This window comes from Lysinibacillus sp. NPDC097231 (assembly GCF_044761885.1).
Taxonomy (GTDB): domain Bacteria; phylum Bacillota; class Bacilli; order Bacillales_A; family Planococcaceae; genus Lysinibacillus.
Map to the genome: position 1 here is coordinate 77,543 of NZ_JBIWDH010000010.1, position 19,462 is coordinate 97,004.

21 protein-coding genes and 1 pseudogene are annotated in these 19,462 nt (G+C 38.2%); all 22 read right to left on the minus strand.

Features of this window, described 5'->3' with window-relative positions:
• Positions 1–214 (minus strand): annotated as a pseudogene (locus tag ACIQXF_RS08580) (hypothetical protein); the annotation flags it as partial.
• Positions 215–503: 289 nt separating this feature from the next.
• Entirely contained in the window at positions 504–761 is a 258-nt protein-coding gene (locus ACIQXF_RS08585; RefSeq protein ID WP_402781467.1) for an HPr family phosphocarrier protein, read from the minus strand.
• A 114-nt stretch (positions 762–875) separates the two neighbouring features.
• Complete coding sequence (whiA, locus tag ACIQXF_RS08590) at positions 876–1,823, minus strand: DNA-binding protein WhiA (RefSeq protein WP_402781470.1); 948 nt, start codon at positions 1,821–1,823, stop codon at positions 876–878.
• Between the two features lie 65 nt (positions 1,824–1,888).
• Positions 1,889–2,881, minus strand: coding sequence for a gluconeogenesis factor YvcK family protein (locus ACIQXF_RS08595; RefSeq protein WP_402781473.1), 993 nt, complete (start codon positions 2,879–2,881; stop codon positions 1,889–1,891).
• A gap of 4 nt (positions 2,882–2,885) precedes the next feature.
• On the minus strand, positions 2,886–3,779 hold the full coding sequence (gene rapZ / locus ACIQXF_RS08600) for an RNase adapter RapZ (RefSeq protein WP_402781476.1): 894 nt from the start codon (positions 3,777–3,779) through the stop codon (positions 2,886–2,888).
• A gap of 12 nt (positions 3,780–3,791) precedes the next feature.
• Entirely contained in the window at positions 3,792–4,256 is a 465-nt protein-coding gene (locus ACIQXF_RS08605) for an NUDIX domain-containing protein (RefSeq protein WP_402781479.1), read from the minus strand.
• Positions 4,257–4,800: 544 nt separating this feature from the next.
• The gene (trxB, locus tag ACIQXF_RS08610; RefSeq protein WP_402781482.1) at positions 4,801–5,745 is read right to left on the minus strand and encodes a thioredoxin-disulfide reductase; all 945 of its coding nucleotides are present in this window, start codon (positions 5,743–5,745) and stop codon (positions 4,801–4,803) included.
• Positions 5,746–5,952: 207 nt separating this feature from the next.
• Positions 5,953–7,476: a tetratricopeptide repeat protein gene (locus tag ACIQXF_RS08615; RefSeq protein ID WP_402781485.1), complete on the minus strand. Its 1,524-nt coding sequence runs from the start codon at positions 7,474–7,476 to the stop codon at positions 5,953–5,955.
• 90 nt (positions 7,477–7,566) lie between these two features.
• Positions 7,567–8,184, minus strand: a complete 618-nt coding sequence (gene hisIE / locus ACIQXF_RS08620) for a bifunctional phosphoribosyl-AMP cyclohydrolase/phosphoribosyl-ATP diphosphatase HisIE (protein WP_402781488.1) — start codon at positions 8,182–8,184, stop codon at positions 7,567–7,569.
• Positions 8,181–8,942: an imidazole glycerol phosphate synthase subunit HisF gene (hisF, locus tag ACIQXF_RS08625; protein WP_402781491.1), complete on the minus strand. Its 762-nt coding sequence runs from the start codon at positions 8,940–8,942 to the stop codon at positions 8,181–8,183. The genes hisIE and hisF overlap by 4 nt, the downstream gene beginning before the upstream one ends.
• A complete protein-coding gene (hisH, locus tag ACIQXF_RS08630; protein ID WP_402781494.1) occupies positions 8,936–9,568 on the minus strand; it encodes an imidazole glycerol phosphate synthase subunit HisH in 633 nt (210 codons plus the stop codon). Before hisH ends, hisF begins: the two co-directional genes overlap by 7 nt.
• The gene (gene hisB, locus ACIQXF_RS08635) at positions 9,565–10,164 is read right to left on the minus strand and encodes an imidazoleglycerol-phosphate dehydratase HisB (protein WP_053485806.1); all 600 of its coding nucleotides are present in this window, start codon (positions 10,162–10,164) and stop codon (positions 9,565–9,567) included. The genes hisH and hisB overlap by 4 nt, the downstream gene beginning before the upstream one ends.
• Before the next feature lie 4 nt (positions 10,165–10,168).
• Positions 10,169–11,443: a histidinol dehydrogenase gene (hisD, locus tag ACIQXF_RS08640; protein WP_402781497.1), complete on the minus strand. Its 1,275-nt coding sequence runs from the start codon at positions 11,441–11,443 to the stop codon at positions 10,169–10,171.
• A gap of 51 nt (positions 11,444–11,494) precedes the next feature.
• On the minus strand, positions 11,495–12,118 hold the full coding sequence (gene hisG / locus ACIQXF_RS08645; protein ID WP_402781500.1) for an ATP phosphoribosyltransferase: 624 nt from the start codon (positions 12,116–12,118) through the stop codon (positions 11,495–11,497).
• On the minus strand, positions 12,111–13,283 hold the full coding sequence (locus ACIQXF_RS08650) for an ATP phosphoribosyltransferase regulatory subunit (protein ID WP_402781503.1): 1,173 nt from the start codon (positions 13,281–13,283) through the stop codon (positions 12,111–12,113). Before ACIQXF_RS08650 ends, hisG begins: the two co-directional genes overlap by 8 nt.
• Positions 13,284–13,559: 276 nt before the next feature.
• Complete coding sequence (locus ACIQXF_RS08655) at positions 13,560–14,102, minus strand: acyltransferase (RefSeq protein ID WP_402781506.1); 543 nt, start codon at positions 14,100–14,102, stop codon at positions 13,560–13,562.
• Positions 14,103–14,106: 4 nt separating this feature from the next.
• Entirely contained in the window at positions 14,107–14,745 is a 639-nt protein-coding gene (gene ppaX / locus ACIQXF_RS08660) for a pyrophosphatase PpaX (RefSeq protein WP_402781509.1), read from the minus strand.
• A 12-nt stretch (positions 14,746–14,757) separates the two neighbouring features.
• Positions 14,758–15,579, minus strand: a complete 822-nt coding sequence (lgt, locus tag ACIQXF_RS08665; RefSeq protein ID WP_402781512.1) for a prolipoprotein diacylglyceryl transferase — start codon at positions 15,577–15,579, stop codon at positions 14,758–14,760.
• Between the two features lie 55 nt (positions 15,580–15,634).
• Positions 15,635–16,570 (minus strand): HPr(Ser) kinase/phosphatase, encoded by a 936-nt coding sequence (gene hprK / locus ACIQXF_RS08670; RefSeq protein WP_402781515.1) that lies wholly within the window; start codon positions 16,568–16,570, stop codon positions 15,635–15,637.
• 190 nt (positions 16,571–16,760) lie between these two features.
• Positions 16,761–17,081: a cytochrome c551 gene (cccB, locus tag ACIQXF_RS08675; RefSeq protein ID WP_402781518.1), complete on the minus strand. Its 321-nt coding sequence runs from the start codon at positions 17,079–17,081 to the stop codon at positions 16,761–16,763.
• Between the two features lie 48 nt (positions 17,082–17,129).
• Positions 17,130–17,978: a YitT family protein gene (locus ACIQXF_RS08680; RefSeq protein WP_402781521.1), complete on the minus strand. Its 849-nt coding sequence runs from the start codon at positions 17,976–17,978 to the stop codon at positions 17,130–17,132.
• Between the two features lie 206 nt (positions 17,979–18,184).
• Complete coding sequence (locus ACIQXF_RS08685) at positions 18,185–19,414, minus strand: EAL and HDOD domain-containing protein (protein WP_402781524.1); 1,230 nt, start codon at positions 19,412–19,414, stop codon at positions 18,185–18,187.
• Between the last annotated feature and the right edge of the window lie 48 nt (positions 19,415–19,462).

The window sequence follows — 19,462 nt, forward strand, 5'->3', positions numbered from 1 at the left end:
TTCCTTCACTCCAGCTCTTTTTTCCGTCACTTCTACTTTTCTTTCCTTCACTCTGACTCTTCTTTCCGTCTCTAGCTTTTCTTTCCTTCACTCCGGCTCTTTTTTCCGTCGCTTCTACCTCTCTTTCCGTCGCTCTGACTCTTCTTTCCGTCGCTTCTACCTTTCTTTCCGTCGCTCTGACTCTTCTTTCCGTCGCTTCTACTTTTCTTTCCATCGCTCTGACTATTCTTTCCGTCGCTAGCCTTTCTTTCCTTCACTCCGACTCTTCTTTCCGTCGCCGCCTTTTCTTCCGTCACTTTGGCTTCTTAGACACTTCGGCTATTCTAACAATCGCAATGGCTCTCCTACTCTCGCCGCTTCAACGATTGAAGGGCGTTAACATTCATTTTATATAGTACAAATATCCAACAAAACTATAGAACTTGTTTTTCTGTGAACAAAAGCGCAAAAAAACTGCCCAATTCTAAACTTCTTGGACAGTTTCTTGCATTATTTATGGGTTTTTAATCTTCTTTTTCGATTAATGCAGCCAATGCTGTAACCGCTTGCTCAGAATCGTTTCCTTCACTACTAAGCACAACCTCTGTTCCTTTTGCAATAGCTAAACTCATCACACCCATAATGGATTTTGCATTTACTTTTTTCTCATCTTTCTCAAGAAAGATATCCGCACTAAAACGATTTGCTTCTTGTACAAATAGCGCTGCTTGTCTAGCTTGTAGTCCTAATTTTAATTTTACTTGGACTCTTCTCTCGGTCATTCTCAAAACTCTCCTTTACTTCCGTTCATCGTATTAGTTTTATCTTACCTCACTTACTAGCAAAAGAACAATACGTGTTTGCGCATCACATTCATACCTGAAAAGTATGAAAACTTAACCACCTATTTTTTCCCCACGTCTTAATGCATCTGCTATTTCGTCGATTTTCCGTAATCGATGATTGACACCTGATTTACTAACCGTACCACTTGATACCATTTCTCCAAGTTCTTTTAGAGTGACATCCTGATATTCTACTCGTAATCGTGCAATTTCACGAAGCTTTTCTGGCAATTGATCTAAACCAATAGAATTTTCAATAAATCGAATATTCTCTACCTGACGCAATGCTGCACCTATTGTTTTATTTAAGTTTGCTGTTTCACAGTTGACAATACGGTTAACGCTATTCCGCATGTCCCGCAAAATACGAACGTCTTCAAATTTCATCATTGCTTGATGCGCTCCAACGATATTAAGGAAATCAGAAATTTTTTCTGCTTCTTTTAAATAGGTAACAAAGCCTTTTTTGCGCTCAATTGTTTTAGCATTTAGTTCAAACTCATTCATTAAATCCATCAAAGCCTCACCATGCTCTTTATATAATGAATAAATTTCTAAATGGTAGGCTGATGTTTCGGGATTGTTGACAGAGCCACCTGCTAAAAATGCGCCTCGTAGATACGCTCTTTTTTGACCATTTTTTTTAATAAGTTTACGAGAAATAGTATGATTGAATTGAAAGTCGTCTGATATGATTTCTAAGTCAATTAGTAGCTCCCGCGCACCTTCTCTTACACGACAAATATATACATTGTTTTTTTTCAAACGCATTTTTTTTCGAACAAGCAACTCAACATTATACGGATACAACTTTTTCATAATCGTATATAGTCTTCTTGCGATTGCAGCGTTTTCAGTTTGTACGTCTAAGCTTAACTGTTTATTTGCAAAGGATAATGAACCATTCATACGAATTAGGGCAGATACTTCTGCTTTCATACATTGATTGTCCGCTTCTATCTGGGTTAATTCCTTTTTGGTTTCAGAAGCAAATGACATATCACGCCCCCCTTTCAACCTTTAGTTCTATGTATATGTTCATCTTACCATATACAATAAGCGCTTTATGATTCTATTATTGGTTCCCTTACTTTTTGTTTATAGATATTTGCATAATCAACTAGCCACTCTGCAACATTTGTCGCATTATGACGAACCGTCCCATCTGACCTAATTGTAGCAATATCTCGTTTAATAACTTCTAAACCCATACTTTCAAGCTTTGACACATCAAATGTCACCGGCTCAGCACATTCTTCCTTATAAAGCTCTTGTACAGGATGAGGTAATTTTTCATCATTTACTAAAATAGAATCAATAAAAGAATCTCCAACATGCTTGTATATAGCTTTAACATGATCACCTGCTGTATAAGCAATGGTTTCACCTTTTTGAGTCATTAAATTACAAACATAAATTTTTCTTCCTTTAGCCTTTACGACAGCTTCCCCGATGTCTTTCACAAGCAGGTTAGGAATAATACTTGTATATAAGCTCCCCGGGCCAATTAAAATATAATCAGCACGATTGATTGCACGAATAGCTTCTGGTAACGGTTGCACGTTTTCAGGCACTAAAAAAACACGATTAATCCTTTTGTTAGCTGTTGGAATTTTAGATTCACCTTCAATTACTGAACCGTCCTCTAGCTCTGCATGTAGATTGATCTTTTTATTAGCTGCAGGAATTACACGACCATGAACTTTTAAAACCTTTCCCATTTCACTAATGGCATGGCTAAAATCTCCTGTTATATCTGTTAAAGCCGTCAACATTAAATTACCTAACGAATGCCCTCGCAAATCTTCTGATGCTAAAAAACGATATTGAAACATCTGCTCTACAAGAGGTTCAACATCTGATAACGCTGCGATAACATTTCGGACATCACCAGGTGGTGGAATATCATAGTCATCTCGTAAACGTCCTGAAGAACCACCATCATCGGCTACTGTAACAATTGCCGTAATATCAAATGGGTGGTGCTTTAATCCACGGAGTAACGTAGACAGCCCTGTACCACCACCTATAACTACTAGCTTTGTTTGCTTCTTCATTCACTCAATCCTTTCTACGATTGATGTCGCGATGCGTAATAACAGTATTTTCTTTTGCAGCTAAATAAGCCCCGAAATACTCTGCTAATGTCACCGAACGATGCTGTCCCCCAGTACAGCCAAAAGCAATGACAAGTTGTGATTTTCCCTCTTGTCTATAGAGAGGAATCATAAATTCAAACAAATCCGTCAGTTTTTGAATGAGCGTTTGTGTATCCTCAAGCGCCAAAACATAAGAAGATACTTCCGTTTGTAGACCTGTTTTTGGGCGCAGCTCTTCTACATAATAAGGATTTTTTAAAAAACGAACATCGAACACTAAGTCTGCATCTATCGGCATACCATTCTTAAATCCAAAGGACATGATATTAACGGAAAAAATATTATCTGCATCACTTGCAAATTCTTTACCAATTCTTTCACGTAGCTCCTTAGGCTTCATATTAGATGTATTATAGACAAAGTGAGCACGTCCCTTGACTTCCGATAAAAGGATACGCTCTTGTTTAATGCCATCTAGCGGCAAACGATTTACAGCCAGTGGGTGTGAACGTCTTGTTTCCTTATAACGGCTGACTAGTGTTGCATCATCTGCATCTAAAAATAAAATTCGTGCAACTATATCGCCTGCTTTTAATATATGGTCGAGGGCGCCAATAAGAGAATCAAAAAAGTTGCCTCCACGCATATCCATGACAGCTGCAATACGTGTAATATTTTTACCGGAATCTCTGAGAAGGGTTAAAAAGGTTGTGAGTAACGCTGGTGGTAAATTATCAATACAGTAATACCCTAAATCCTCAAAGCTTTGAATAGCTACTGTCTTCCCAGCTCCAGACATTCCTGTAATAATAACCAATTCACGTGTACTTTGTTGGTTTTCAACCACCACTGTCATACAGCTCCTTTATTATTCTATTGATATTTGTATTTTTTCATGCAGTAATTCAAAATCAGTCGTATATTCAAACGTACCGTATTGAATGCCTGATTGTGAGATAGCAAATTGTAAATTTGTTCGATCACCTTCAGCCATTGGCAGATGTTTCAAATCCTCTTCTGGGTGCCATGCAAGTTTGCCTTCCCGAGTTTCTTCGAAAGGTACACCTTCTATATCCTTTGCAACAAATGTATACAGCATCCATTCGTCAACCACTTCATTATTTTCTTTAATAATCATCGTATAAACACCCTTTAAATGAGCGTTCAATGGTGTGACATTTGTTTCCTCTTGAAACTCACGTATAGCAGCCTCATAGATTGATTCGCCGCTTTCCATTTTACCGCCTGGAGCTACGTACCAGCCACGTCTCGGCTTTTGTAGTAATAATACTTTACCGTCTTTCACGGCAATTAAATTTGCAATTCTTTGCATAGGCACACCTCTAATCACTTTTGCATTCTACCTCTCATTATAACAAGACCAATCAAGGTTTGTCCTCCATTCAACTTTGGCGCTTTGCAATTTTAAGGTCAACAACATCTACAGATATCATTTATATTGCAATACTCAATAAACAATTTCGCCTCGGAGTAATTGTTGCTGCCGCTACGTTTGCACTACGCTTTCGCACAGACAAACCCCTTTTGCTGCCGCCATGCTTTCGCAACAGATAAACAATCCGTGACTTCCGCCAGAGGATGTGGAAGACTTACTGCTCGTTTATGCGGAATGAAAAACAAGCGCTCAAAACATGATATGCAATCTTTAATTTCCGTAACAATAAAAATAGGTTGCCCCACCTAATTTAGGCGGAAACAACCTACTAAACAAAATAAAAGGGGGATTGCTAATTACACTTTATATACTACACCTTTTATATGTCATTCAAGTTACAAAAATATTAAAACCTTATTAAAAATTGTAATTTTTTCCTCAAAATATCAAATCATTTGATTATGGAAAATTCAATGTTACTTTAAGCGTTAATTTTTTCTAATAATTCTTCCACATAATGCTGTACTGCCTGAGCTGCAATACTTCCGTCACCAGTAGCTGTAACAATTTGGCGAAGTGATTTCTCACGTACATCACCTGCTGCAAAGATACCTGGTACAGTTGTTTCCATATTATCATTTGTTAAAATATAGCCGGCGTCATTTAAAATACCTAAAGATTCAAATGGTTTTGTTAATGGTAGCATACCAATGTATACAAATACCCCATTAGTATCAAATTCAGATTCTGTACCATCGATAGTTGATTGCAATGTCACACTTCCAACTTTACCATCAGCCTCATTTATTTCTTTCACTGTTGCATTCCAAATAAAATCAATTTTTTCGTTAGCAAATGCACGATCTTGTAGAATTTTTTGTGCACGTAATTTATCACGACGGTGCACAATCGTTACTTTATCAGCGAAGCGAGTTAAGTAAACGCCTTCTTCTACAGCAGAATCCCCGCCACCAACGACAACAAGATTTTTTTGCTTGAAGAACGCACCGTCACATACCGCACAATAGCTGACACCACGGCCACCTAGTTCTTTTTCGCCAGGAACGCCCATTTTTTTATACTCCGCACCTGTAGAAATAATAATTGCTCGTGTTTTATATTCTTTAGTACCTGATTTTATTGTTTTATACTCGTCACCATCAATAATTTCAGTTACATCACCATACGCATATTCTGCACCAAATTTCTTAGCATGATCGAACATTTTAGTCGACAGCTCAGGTCCTAAAATTGTATCGAATCCTGGATAGTTCTCTACTTCTTCCGTATTCGCCATTTGTCCACCAGGGATACCACGTTCAATCATTAAAGTTGAAAGGTTTGCACGTGACGTATAAACAGCAGCCGTCATTCCTGCAGGACCTGCACCTATTATTACAACATCATAAATTTTTTCTTCAGACATCAATACTTCCCCCTAAATTACTTTTAATAATCACAGACACAATTAATTCCCTTCAACATCCGGGACATCCGCCAGAGGCAAAATAAAAGTTTAATTGTAGTTATCTCCTCATCTATAAATGTAAAAGTATTCTACAGTAATGAAGAGAACGATATTATGTTCATCGTATGTGAAAGTAAAAAGTTATTCAACTATGTTGCTCACGGTTTAATTATGATTGCTTGGTAAAAACATTAAAATTTCATCAATGTATTTCGATAAAGTCGCTACTGAAACCCCGTATTGCTGAGCTATTTCCTTTTTTGTAACCTTGAGCATCCGAGAAGAACGGAATAAATAATCATTTGCTCCTGCAATAGCCGCTGGGTTTGTAAAACGGTAATTGTTGATCAATGCTTGTTCACAAAGTACAAACCACATCTGGAACATCGGTGCAACTAGTGTTGTAAGCTTGCCATACTGTTCTAATAAAATTTCTGGTACACTTACTGCTCTTAAAAAGCTAGCCTCTACTTTATTTTTCATATCAAATTGATGGCCAAGTGCATACGCCAAAAATAACTTTTCAAACGTATCAAGTTGCTCAACATCTATCCATTTAGGATGCGCAATAATTTCTTGTTTATGTGCTGAACAGCTCAGTAAAAATAAACCAAAAATACGTTCACTTGTATAATTGCTTTCCAGTTTATCCACAATATAATCCCGGTTATGCTCTAATGCATCGAGGGCATATACGTTTTCCTCATGGCGCCAAGGTTCAAAACCGTCTTTATCTGGATCTAACTCAAGTAGTTGCTCCCATGCACTTTTAGAAATTTCCTCATGTCCTGAGAAATACGCTGCATGGGATAACCAGAAGTAAAAGCCAGCATCACCAACGTAACCACGCTTTTGCATGCTACGTAACCATTTAAATGCTAAATCGTATTGTCCAATGAGTGCTAAAGTTGCACCTAGCTTGTAACGATGTTCCCATGCATAAGGCTGAATTTTCACAAGTATTTTCAAAAGATCCTGTAAATCTTCATCATTTTTTTCATAGTACGCTATAACAGTTAAATTACACAGTGCATGTAAATTACCCTTATTTTCACGCAAAACCGTGTTTAGGAGGGCCTTTGCCTGTTCCGCTTCACCTACATAAAAATATGCAAGCGCTAAATTATTATAGGCAGACCAAAAATCTGGTTTATCTTCAATTAAGTCTTCTAGAATATTAATAGCTTCATGGAAATCGCCCTTTTCCATACAGCGCCTCGCTTGTTCTTGTCGATATAAATCCTCGCCAGTACCTTCAAGCTCCTCAAAATCATCCTGCTCGAAAGCAACAAACTCTAATATTTCTGCCGCTTCATCTGCATAGGCTCCCTCAGGCTCAATTTGCAAATATTGCTCTGCAAATCGTTTAGCATCTTGAATAATGCCAACACATCCAGAAACCTCTGCCATGTAAAAAATAATTTCTGGATTATCTGAATCTAACTCATGGGCACGATGAAGAAGATCATACGCTTCCTCGAAACGTTGACCATCTAATTCCATTATCGCTAATTGCAATAATATCATCGGATCATCCGGACTTAAATCTACGGCACGCTGTAAATATTTATAGGCTTTAGGCATATGTCCGCTATTCATTGCTTGTATTGATTTTTTATAATAATAGTCGCCTGTTGGAATGAACGACACTACATTCGTTTGATTCTCTTTTTGACGTTTCTTTTCCAAAATATTTCCTCCGAAACAAGAAATAAGGAACGTATCACACGTTCCTTTACACAGTAACCTCTATTATACCATACAACAAGCAATATGCTGTTATTTCTCCTCATGACGTTTTTCCAACACATGTAACACGTCATAAACACTTACTTTTTGTTCTTGTAATAGCACTAATAAATGGTAAATTAAATCGGCTGCCTCCCATTTTACCTCTTCTGCATCGCGATTTTTTGCGCCTATGACAACCTCAGTTGCTTCTTCACCGACTTTTTTACAAATTTTATCGATTCCCTTATCGAATAAATATGTAGTATATGCTCCTTCTGGCATTTCTTGCTCACGCTTTTCAATGATGCCCACTAGCTTAGAAATAATTTCAACAGATCCGACCTTGGCGTTTTGTTGAATAATCTCTGTAAAGCAAGAGATTGTTCCATTATGACAAGCTGGGCCAGCAGGAATTACTTCCACTACCAATGCATCACTGTCACAGTCTGCTTTAATCGACACTACTCTTTGTGTATGACCACTTGTTGCCCCTTTGTGCCAAAGCTCTTGACGGGAACGTGAATAGAACCATGTTTCTCCCGATTCAAGCGTTTTCTCCAATGATTCTTTGTTCATATATGCTACAGTTAATATTTCCTTAGTATTCGCATCTTGTACAACTGCAGTAACAAGTCCTTTATCATCAAATTTAATGCTGTCCATCATCTTACTGCCACTCCTTTTTCACGTAAGTATTCTTTTACTTGCGCTACGCTCGTTTCTTTATAATGGAAGATTGATGCTGCAAGTGCTGCATCTGCATCAACATCTTCGGCTAATACTTCGTAAAAATGCTCGGCATTCCCTGCACCACCGCTTGCGATAACAGGAACTGTCACAGCCTCTCTCACTGCTTTTGTCAGCGCTAAATCAAAACCTGATTTCTCACCGTCCTGATTCATACTCGTTAATAATATTTCACCAGCCCCTAAGCGAACCGCTTCTTTTGCCCACTCAGTCGCTTGCCAGGTCGTCTTGTTTCGTCCTCCATGGGTATAAACCATCCATGTGCCGTCTTCATCGCTAAAGCGCGCATCAATAGCTACAACAATACATTGTGCGCCAAAAAAGTCCGAACCTTCTTTAATAAGCTCTGGTCGCTCTAAAGCAGAAGTATTGACTGATACTTTATCGGCGCCTGCACGTAAAATGCGTTTCATATCATCTAATGCGCGAACTCCTCCACCTACTGTAAATGGAATGGCTAATGTCGCTGCAGTTTGCCGCACTACATCAACCATCGTTTCACGCCCTTCATGAGATGCCGAGATATCAAGAAACACAAGCTCGTCTGCCCCTTGCTCATCATAAAACTTCGCAAGCTCTACTGGATCGCCTGCATCACGTAATGACACAAACTGCACACCTTTTACAACACGCCCCTCTTTCACATCAAGACATGGAATAATGCGCTTTGTTAACATGAAGCAACCCCCTTCAACCACTGCTCTAATAAATACACACCTAGTTCACCTGATTTTTCTGGATGGAACTGCATGCCTGTCACAGAACCATTTGCAACAATACCAGGAACTCTAATGCCATGGTAATCTGCATAGGCGACAAGCTCTTTGTCATCTATATCTGCTGCATAAAAGGAGTGGACAAAATAAACATGCTTTGCTGATACTTCACCTTCCAACCATGAAGGACGATTTGCCATCACGAGCTCATTCCATCCCATATGTGGTACTCGATACGCATGCCCATCGTTGTCACCGCTAAACCGTTTAATTTGCCCTTTAAAAAAGCCTAACCCTTTGGTCGGTGATACCTCTTCACTGTGCTCAAATAATAATTGCATCCCTAGGCAAATTCCTAATAGTGGTCGATTTTCAGACTTCACCTTTTGTAAATAACCATCTAAATTCGTTTCAGCTAAACGTTTCATGGCGTCCGGAAATGCCCCAACACCAGGAAGCAACAGTGCATCTGTTGCATTAAGCACTGTTTCATCAGCTGTGACAACAACCTCACAGCCAAGTCGCTTTAATGCCTGCTCCACACTAAATAAATTACCCATTCCGTAATCAATGACACCTATTTTCACGTTAACAGCCCCTTAGTTGATGGCACACCTTTAACACGTGGATCAATTTCCACTGCTGCATCAATAGCACGTGCTAACGCCTTAAATATCGCTTCAATAATATGATGTGTATTATGTCCATAAGGTACGATGACATGGACGTTCATCCTAGCCTCGAGTGCAAACTTCCACAAAAATTCATGTACTAATTCAGTATCGAAGCTACCGACTTTTTCCTTCAACTGTGGCACACGATATTCTAAGTGAGGACGATTCGAGCAATCAACAACGACCTGTGCCAGTGCATCATCCATTGGTACAAATGCTGTGCCGTAACGCTTAATTCCTTTTTTATCACCGAGCGCTTCACGAATAGCTTGACCTAATACAATCCCAAGGTCTTCTGTTGTATGATGATCGTCAATATAAGTATCACCATTTGCTTGTATTGTCCCATCAAAAAGTCCATGCTTGATAAATAAATCTAACATGTGATCCATAAAGCCAACGCCTGTTTTAATATCCGCCTTACCTTCACCATCTAAATCTATAGCTACCGAGATTTGAGTTTCATTTGTTGTACGTTCTACCTTTGCATATCGCTTCTTTTCAGTCATTACACTACTCCTTTTCCCATCCACGTGATTCCACCGCACGCGCATGCCCCTCTAGGCCTTCCATTCGTGCAAGACGTGCAATTTTCGGTGCATTTTCTGTCCAAGTTTTTTCGCTATAGTAAACGACACTCGTTTTTTTTACAAAATCATCGACGTTTAAGCCACTTGCAAAGCGAGCAGTACTATTTGTTGGCAGTACATGGTTTGTCCCAGCAAAGTAATCACCTACTGGTTCAGAACTATAACGACCGATGAAAATACCACCTGCATGACGAACCTGTTCAGCCACAATCTCAGCATTTTTTGTCACAATTTCTAAATGCTCGGGTGCCAGAGAATTAATGGCATCTACTGCATCTGCCATCGTTTCAGCAACATAAATCGCTCCAAAGTTTTCAATAGATGCACGCGCTACCTCTTGACGTGGTAAAGTGGTTAATTGCTTCTCCACTTCATTAGCCACTTTTTTAGCCAAATGCTCAGAAGTCGTCACTAAAATGGCACATGCCAACTGATCATGCTCCGCCTGCGATAAAAGATCAGCTGCAATTTCATCCGCAAATGCAGTATCGTCTGCTAGCACCGCAATTTCACTTGGCCCCGCAATCATATCAATCGCTACTTCGCCAAATACCTCACGTTTTGCCAATGCTACAAAAATATTGCCTGGACCTGTAATTTTATCAACTGGTGAAATGGTTTCTGTACCATATGCAAGTGCCGCAATAGCCTGAGCTCCACCAACTTTATATATTTCCTCTACACCTAAAATTCGTGCTGCTGCAAGTACTCCTGGAGGCAGTTTTCCATCTCGACCAGCTGGAGATGAAATAACAATACGTTTCACACCAGCAACTTGTGCAGGAATAACATTCATCAAAACTGAAGATGGGTAAGCTGCTGTACCTCCTGGAACATACAGACCCACTGCATCAATCGCTGTAATTCGTTGTCCTAGCCACGACCCATTTTCTAGCTCTAGGCGATAACCTGAACGCTTTTGTTGCTCATGATAAAGTCGAATATTTTGAGCAGCTTCTGTTAAATCAGCATAAAGCTGTTTATCAATAGAATTTGCCCCCTCTTCTATTTCTTCCTTTGTCACTCGTAAATTATCAGGTACAAAGCCATCCCATTTTTCTGTATAGAAACGTATGGCTTCGTCACCTTGAGTTCGAACATCTGCTAATACTTGACGTACAACCTTTAATTGGTCTTCATTGCCACCCTCAAGTGGTCTTTTTAAAGAAATACCCTTTGCAAGCTTTGTTATTTTCATAGGATTAATCTCCTTTTATATCTAGGTATTCATGTACATGATTAACATTTGTTAGTTAACACATTTCTTTAATCGCTTCACAAGATCAATAATGCGGTCACCTTTCATACGATAGCTCACTGGATTAGCAATTAATCTTGACGATACGTCAGTAATAAATTCATATTCCACCAGGCCATTTTCTTTAAGCGTTCGTCCTGTTGAAACAATATCGACAATTCGATCCGCTAAGCCAATCATAGGTGCCAGTTCAATGGAGCCATTTAGCTCAATAATTTCAACTTGCTCCCCAATACCCTTATAATATTTCATGGCAATGTTAGGGTATTTTGTGGCGATTCTCGGCGCAATCTCATTCATAGTAGTATTAGGTAAACCAGCTGAGGCGATATAGCATGAGCTAATTTTTAGATCAAGTAATTCATGCACTTCTCGTTGCTGCTCTAATAAAACATCCTTCCCTGCGATACCAATATCCGCCACACCGTGTTCAACATAAACTGGAACATCCATTGGCTTTGCTAATATAAAACGAATTTTCTCTTCTGGTATTTCAATCATCAATTTACGGGACATTTCCACTTCTTCTGGTAAATTAAAGCCAGCTTCTAAAAGCATTTGGTATGCCTCTTCAAAAATACGTCCCTTTGGCATAGCAATCGTTAATTCATTCACCGCCAACTTCCTCCTGTCCAACAACAAATACCTCTGTAAAGTGTGCTAAAAAGGCTGCTTCATCGACAAGGCTACTTCTTAATTGTAAAGTAGCTTGTTTACCAGCTACTCGTAGCGCCTGTACCTTTGCAAGTGCCGCTTCAAATTGCTCTTCCTCAAATAGTACAACTGTAGCTTCTTCTCGACTATTTGATTGTCCTTCAAGCGTTTCTAATAAACGATCCACACGAATACTGAATCCAGTAGCGCCTACTTTGGAACCAAACACCTCAAGTAATCCGTCATAACGCCCACCATTGCCTAATGGAAAACCGCTGCCTGATGCAAATACTTCAAATAACATCCCTGTGTAATAGCTCATATGACTAGAAAGTGTAAAATCAAAGGCTACAAAGTCTGCTAAGTCTGCAATTTCAAGTAGTTTAGCGAGCTGCTGCATATATTCTAATGCGTCATTTTTCCGCACATATTTTTCGATATCTTGAATTTCTTTTAAATTCATAGCTTCTTCAATAAATTGCAATAAAGCATCGGATTTTGTTTTAGGTAATCCAAATGATTCTACCGCTTCTTCAAACCCTACGTAATTGCGTTGCACAAGAAGTGTCCGGAGTATGTCTTGCTGTTCAATACTTTCTGTATAATCCTGTAAAATACAATTTAATATGCCTGCATGGCCGATAGTAACTTTAAATTTTGTTAAACCAAATTGCTTTAATAGTTCCATTGCTGTCACTATAACTTCTGCATCGGCAAACACCGAATTATCACCAATTAACTCGATTCCCATTTGATCAAATTCTGCTGGGCGACCACCTTCTGTTTCCTGTGCGCGAAAGACACTAGCAAAATAAGCAAGGCGTATTGGAATCATTTCTTTTAATAATTTCGAAGTTGCCACACGAGCAATCGGTGTTGTCATATCTGGTCGTAGTACTAACGTGTTTCCCTGGCTATCTACAAGTTTAAATAAATGCGCATCGGCAATTGCCGAAGCTTTTCCAACTGTATCAAAATATTCTACCGCAGGTGTCTTGATAAATTCATAGCCTCTCCTGCATAAAAAGTCTCGGCCAGTAATTCTCACTGCCTCTACCTTTTCGAATATTTGCGGAAATGTATCGCGCATTCCAAGTGGTTTCTCAAACATTTTAATCGACGACATTTTGACACTTCCTCACGTTTCACTTTAATTCACTAGAGTGCTAGAGAATCAGAATATGAAAGAATTCTAACTCATTTCTTTCTCTCAGTCAATGCAAACTCGAGTGAATTATCAAATAATTTAAATACTGATTTTTCTGTTAATTATACTTGAAATTCTATAAATTGGAACTTCATTCAACAGAGTTAGCTTTTTCATACTTAAATAAGTATATTCTCGCCTAATTTATATAAAAAACACTGTACTAAATAAAAAGTAGTACAGTGTTTCATGTAATTATTTTTTGGGTGTGCACCACTCTACAACTTCATTGCATTTGCGCTCTGCCATTTGTTCAGCTGTATAAATAATTTGCATAGGATTACCGCCTGCTAGACAGCCAGCTGGCACATCCTTATGCACAAGGGTTGCAGCTGAAACAATTGCACCATCACCTATCGTAACACCAGGGAGTATCGTTGAATTGGCACCAACCATTACTTCATTGCCAATGTGAACATCTCCTAGACGATATTCCTCTATTAAATACTCATGCGCTAAAATCGTTGTATTAAAGCCTATCACGGTATTGTCACCAACATGAATTCGTTCCGGAAACATTGTATCTGGCATGACCATTAAAGCTAATGAGGTCTGTTTGCCTATTTTCATGTTTAAAAACGTCCGATACAACCAGTTTTTCACACGTAAAAATGGTGTGAAGCGTCCAATTTGAATGACAATGAAACACTTCATCACCTTCCAAAAGGACACCGTATCATAAATATTCCAAAGCGAATTTGCGCCTTCGACACGGTAGCGTTCTGTTTTACGTGCCATTTACTTAACCCTCTTTCACAATTTCAAATAAATCCGTCATATGATGCAACATATACTCCGGCTTGAATTGTTGTAAATAATCCTCACCTTTAAAAGCCCATGCAACACCAGCAGCTCTAACACCAGCATTGTGCCCAGCCTCAATATCATGAGAGTTGTCACCAATCATAATGGCTTCTTCCTTTTTTACCCCAAGGCGTTCGAGTGCAAGTAATACTGGCTCTGGATCAGGCTTTACATTTTTCACATCGTCCGTACCAATACGAACATCAAATAAATGCATTGCACCAAGCACATTTAACCCACGGTCAATCATAGCATTGCGCTTTGTTGAAACAATTGCTAGTTTAATGCCCATTGACTTTAGTTGCTCTAAGGTTGAGACAACATCTGGATATTCCGTCACAAGTTCATTATGATGGCGCTCATTCCATTGGCGATATTTTGCAATCATTGCCTCCTCTTCACCTGGAGCAATGTCGCTAAATGTCTGTTTTAAAGATGGCCCAAGGAACTTCTGGCAATCTTTTGGCGAATATTGCCCGGGAAATCGCTCATTCAAAACATGCATAAATGTTTGAATGATTAAATCATTTGTGTTAAGTAATGTGCCATCAAAATCAAATAGTAATGCCTTAACCATGTCTTGCACCCCTTATCTATTTTCTAAATACTTCACAGCGGGCTTTACTTTTATGCGTCGATATATAATCGCACCAAGACCCACTACAATACCAATAATTGAAACAACCTGTGCAGAGCGTAAATCTCCTACTAAATACAAACTGTCTGTGCGCAGGCCTTCGATAAAGAAGCGCCCAATTGAATACCAAATTAAATAGCTAAAGAATATTTCCCCACGATGTAAATTCACTTTTCGTAGTGCCAGTAAAATAAGTAAACCGACCAAATTCCATACAGATTCATATAAAAACGTTGGATGTACATAGGTTCCTAATTCATCAATATACATTTGGTTAATAATCCAATCAGGTAGCATTAGATTTTCTAAAAATTCACGTGATACTGGCCCACCATAAGCCTCTTGGTTCATGAAATTTCCCCAACGACCAATAATTTGTCCGATTAAAATACTCGGCGCAGCAATATCAGCAACTCTTAAAAAGCTTATATTTTTTTTACGAGTGAATATGTAAGCTGTCAAAAATGCCCCGATAAGTGCACCATGAATAGCGATACCACCATTCCAAATCTCAATTATTCTTCCTGGATTTTCACTATAATAATCCCAACGCATCGCTACATAGTAAATACGTGCACATATTATGGATATAGGAACAGCCCATAGTAATAAATCCGCAAGAAAATCCTCTGGCAGGCCTCGCTTAACAGCCTCTCTTTGTCCTACAATATAGGCTAGAATAATCCCCGATACGATTAATAACCCATACCAACGAACAGGGATAGGTCCTAAATGGAACGCAATCGGGTTAATTTCTAATAGTAATAAGTCCATCTTATTCTCCTCTCAATATCAATTCATTGCATTAGCAATTGAATCCTATGAACGATTAATCATCTAACTCATCTGCGGAAGAGATAACCTCATCTAATCGTCTTGAAAACTCCTCAGCTGCATTAACGCCCATCTTCTTCAAACGATAATTCATGGCAGCTACTTCAATGATAACAGATACATTGCGCCCTGGTCTTACAGGGATAGTCAACTTCGTTAGCTCTGTATCAATGATTTTCATTTTTTCTTCCTCTAGACCTAAACGATCATATACTTTTTCTGGGTCCCAAATTTCTAGTTCGATAATTAACGTTATTCGTTTGTATGGTCGCACCGCACTTGCTCCAAAGAGCGTCATAATATCGATAATACCAATACCTCTAATTTCAAGTAAATGTTCTAATAGCGGTGGTGGACTACCAATTAAAAAATTCTCTGATTCCTGACGAATTTCTACACAATCGTCAGCCACTAATCGATGCCCCTTCTTGACGAGCTCAAGTGCTGTTTCACTTTTCCCTACGCCACTTTTCCCAATAATTAGAACACCAATACCATACACATCGACTAAAACCCCGTGTGCAGCAGTCATTGGAGCTAAGCGACCCTCTAGATAGTTTGTCAGCCTACTTGAAAATTTGGTTGTCGTCATATGTGTTTTAAACACAGGTACATGTTTTTCATTGGAAGCTATTATTAGCTCCTCCGGCACCTCTAAATCACGAGAAATAATAATAGCTGGCGTATCCTGCGAACACAGTAAGTGCATGCGCTCAAGTTTCACCTCTGCAGGTAACATTTCAAAAAAAGAAAGTTCTGTTTTTCCAAGTAATTGTACTCGATTTGCAGGATAATGCGTAAAATAACCCGCCATCTCAAGCCCAGGTCTTGAAATATCACTAGTGACAATTGTTCTTCCTATTCCTTCCTCACCAGCTAATAATTCTAACTTAAATTTCTCCATTACGTCTCTCGTTAATACTACGACCAATGTTAGAAGCCTCCATTCAATGGAACTGTATATATACTAACAATCAGTATCGCTGATTGAAGTTTCACTCTATTTTAGCATGTCTATGTATAAAAGAAATGTATTTACCCTCGTTTGCCAACTATAGAAAAATATACCCCAGAAACACAAAAAACTAGCGGTTCTCCATTCCGCTAGCTTCACTATTATTTTATTTTTGAGTAGCCAACCATTTGGCAACAGCTTCTGCATCTGCCCCTTTAACTAAACCTCCAGGCATTGCATTTCTACCGTTATTAATAACATCTAAAATTTCTGCTTCTGTTAAACGAGAACCTACATCATTAAGAGCTGGTGCATTACCTTGACCTTGTAGTTCACCACCGTGGCAAACAATACAAGATTTCATAGCAATTTCTTCACCATTTGGAGTAACATCCTTTGCACTTTCAGTTGTTGTAGTTTTACCTCCGCCACATGCAGCTAAGAAGATTGCTGAACCGAACACTAATGTTAACATTGCCTTTTTCATTAGTACCCCTCCTCATAATAGATAACTTACCCCGACATTATACCAAAATTATGCACGTTTGAAACCTTCTCCTAACACCTCATAAGCATCAGATACGATAACAAACGCTGATGGATCAACGGTTTTAATAAGTTGTTTCAGCTTTGTGAACTCTGTTTGGTAGACAACAACCATAAGTACCGGCCGTTCTTCCCCCGTATAACCACCGATTGCAGGTAACTTTGTCACACCTCGTTTAACTTCAGCATAAATGGCATTACGTACCTCATCTTGTTTCATTGTAATAATATAAACCATTTTAGATTGGCTAAAGCCAAGCTGAATAATATCAATCGTTTTTGTTGTGACATAAAGTCCAATCAGGGCATACAAACCTTTCTCTAAGTCGAAAACAATTGCTGCACTCACTGCGATGATTCCATCAATCAATAGTACACTTGTACCAAGCGATAATCCGGTAAACTTTGTGATGATTTGCGCTAGTAAATCAGTGCCACCAGTAGAAGCATTCCCCTTAAAGACAAGCCCTATTCCTAAACCGACAACAATTCCCCCAAAAAGTGCTCCAAGTAAAGGATTGTCGGTCCAAGGCTCCCAACTATTCGTTAGTAACACAATAAATGGTAAAGTTATTGTACCAATAAACGATTTTATCCCAAATTTTTTCCCAAGAAATAAAACACCCGCTATAAATAAAGGAATATTAAATGCATATTGTACTAAACCAGGATTCCATCCAAATAAACCATGTAAAATTGTACTAATCCCGCTTACGCCACCTGATGCTACTTTATTCGGTAGTAAAAACACATTGAAGCCAATGGCAATAATCGCCGCTCCAACAATGACGTACATATATTCCACAATACTTCCCCTTAGATCATGTGTTTTATACATTTCCCCACGCCCACTTCAACTATCAGAATTTTTTAAGACGAGATGATTATAGCAAATAGTTTTCCTATTGAGAACTTCATCTTGGTGAAGGAAATATTCATTTTTATGATTTGTATTATCCAATTTACTTATGACAATTATTTTGAAAAACACAAAAAATAAGCTACCTTAAAGAGCTTTTTAAGATAGCTTATTTCTACTGTTGTTTATAAAGATTTTTCTGCCCATTCCATTGCTTCATTGTATAACAGGTCAATACTTGTCAAATCCACATTTAGTTTGGGAGCTAATTCCTCTAAGCTTGACCAATCTAATTTACCTAAGGCAATACTAAATTCAAGATATGGTGTCATCTCAGTTTGATGACCTAAAATCGTTTCCGTTATATCTTCTGAAAATGGTAGCTGTTGTAAAATAGTATTTATTGGCCTTTGTAGCATAGTATCTATCAATGAAAACATGCCAACTAAAAAGTATTCTGAGAAGTTTTTTTTATAGGAAAGTTTCGCTAATTTTTCACAAACCTTCGCTCGGAATAATGATGTGCGCATAATCTCTTTAAAAAGATCAGAATCAGTATTTATATCAATTTCCCGCATTGCTAATAAGTAAATCCACTTGCGTAAATCGGGTATCCCAAGCAGTAAAATTGCTTGTTTTATAGAGCGCACTTTCGATTTAGAGCGTTTTGAAGAATTATTAACCATTTGCAATAATTTATACGTCAATGAAATATCATGCTCAATATTATCAGCTAATTGCTGTATATTAGGTTCCTCGTCCTTTAATAGAGTAATAACATGAAAATATTGAATGATATTAGCCGGTATATCAGTCGCTGTAATTATTTGAGGCTGTTCAAAAAAATAGCCTTGAAATAATTCATAGCCTGAGCGTTTTGCAACTTCAAATTGATTACGCGTCTCCACCTTTTCGGCAAGCAGCTTAATATGCGGGAAATTTTCTTTCACTTTATTTTCGATTTCCATTCGCTCAAGTAATGGTGACAATAAAAAATCAACTTTTATGTAATCTATATTAGCAAATAACTCATCATAAACTTGAACATGCTCATCCAATATAAAATCATCTAATGCTATTTTATATCCATACGATTTCAGCTCAATTACCCTATCTACCAATTGTGGTGTAAGCGGAACATCCTCTAATATCTCTATAACAACCTCTGATGGGTTTAAATATTCATTTATGGAGCTCATAAGCAAGTTTTCTGTAAAATTTACAAAACAAGGCTTACCTTTTGTTACTTCTTCAATACCAATTGAAAGAAATGAGTTTACTAGTACGTCAACTGTTGCTGCATCTGAATCGACCATCGGAAAGGAATTCCCATTTTTACTACGATATAATAATTCATATGCAACAACTTGTTCATGAAGGTTAAAAATAGGCTGTCTACCAATAAATACTTCCATTTCATTGCCCCCCCATTTCTCTATTATCTTGTAATTAATAAATATTAT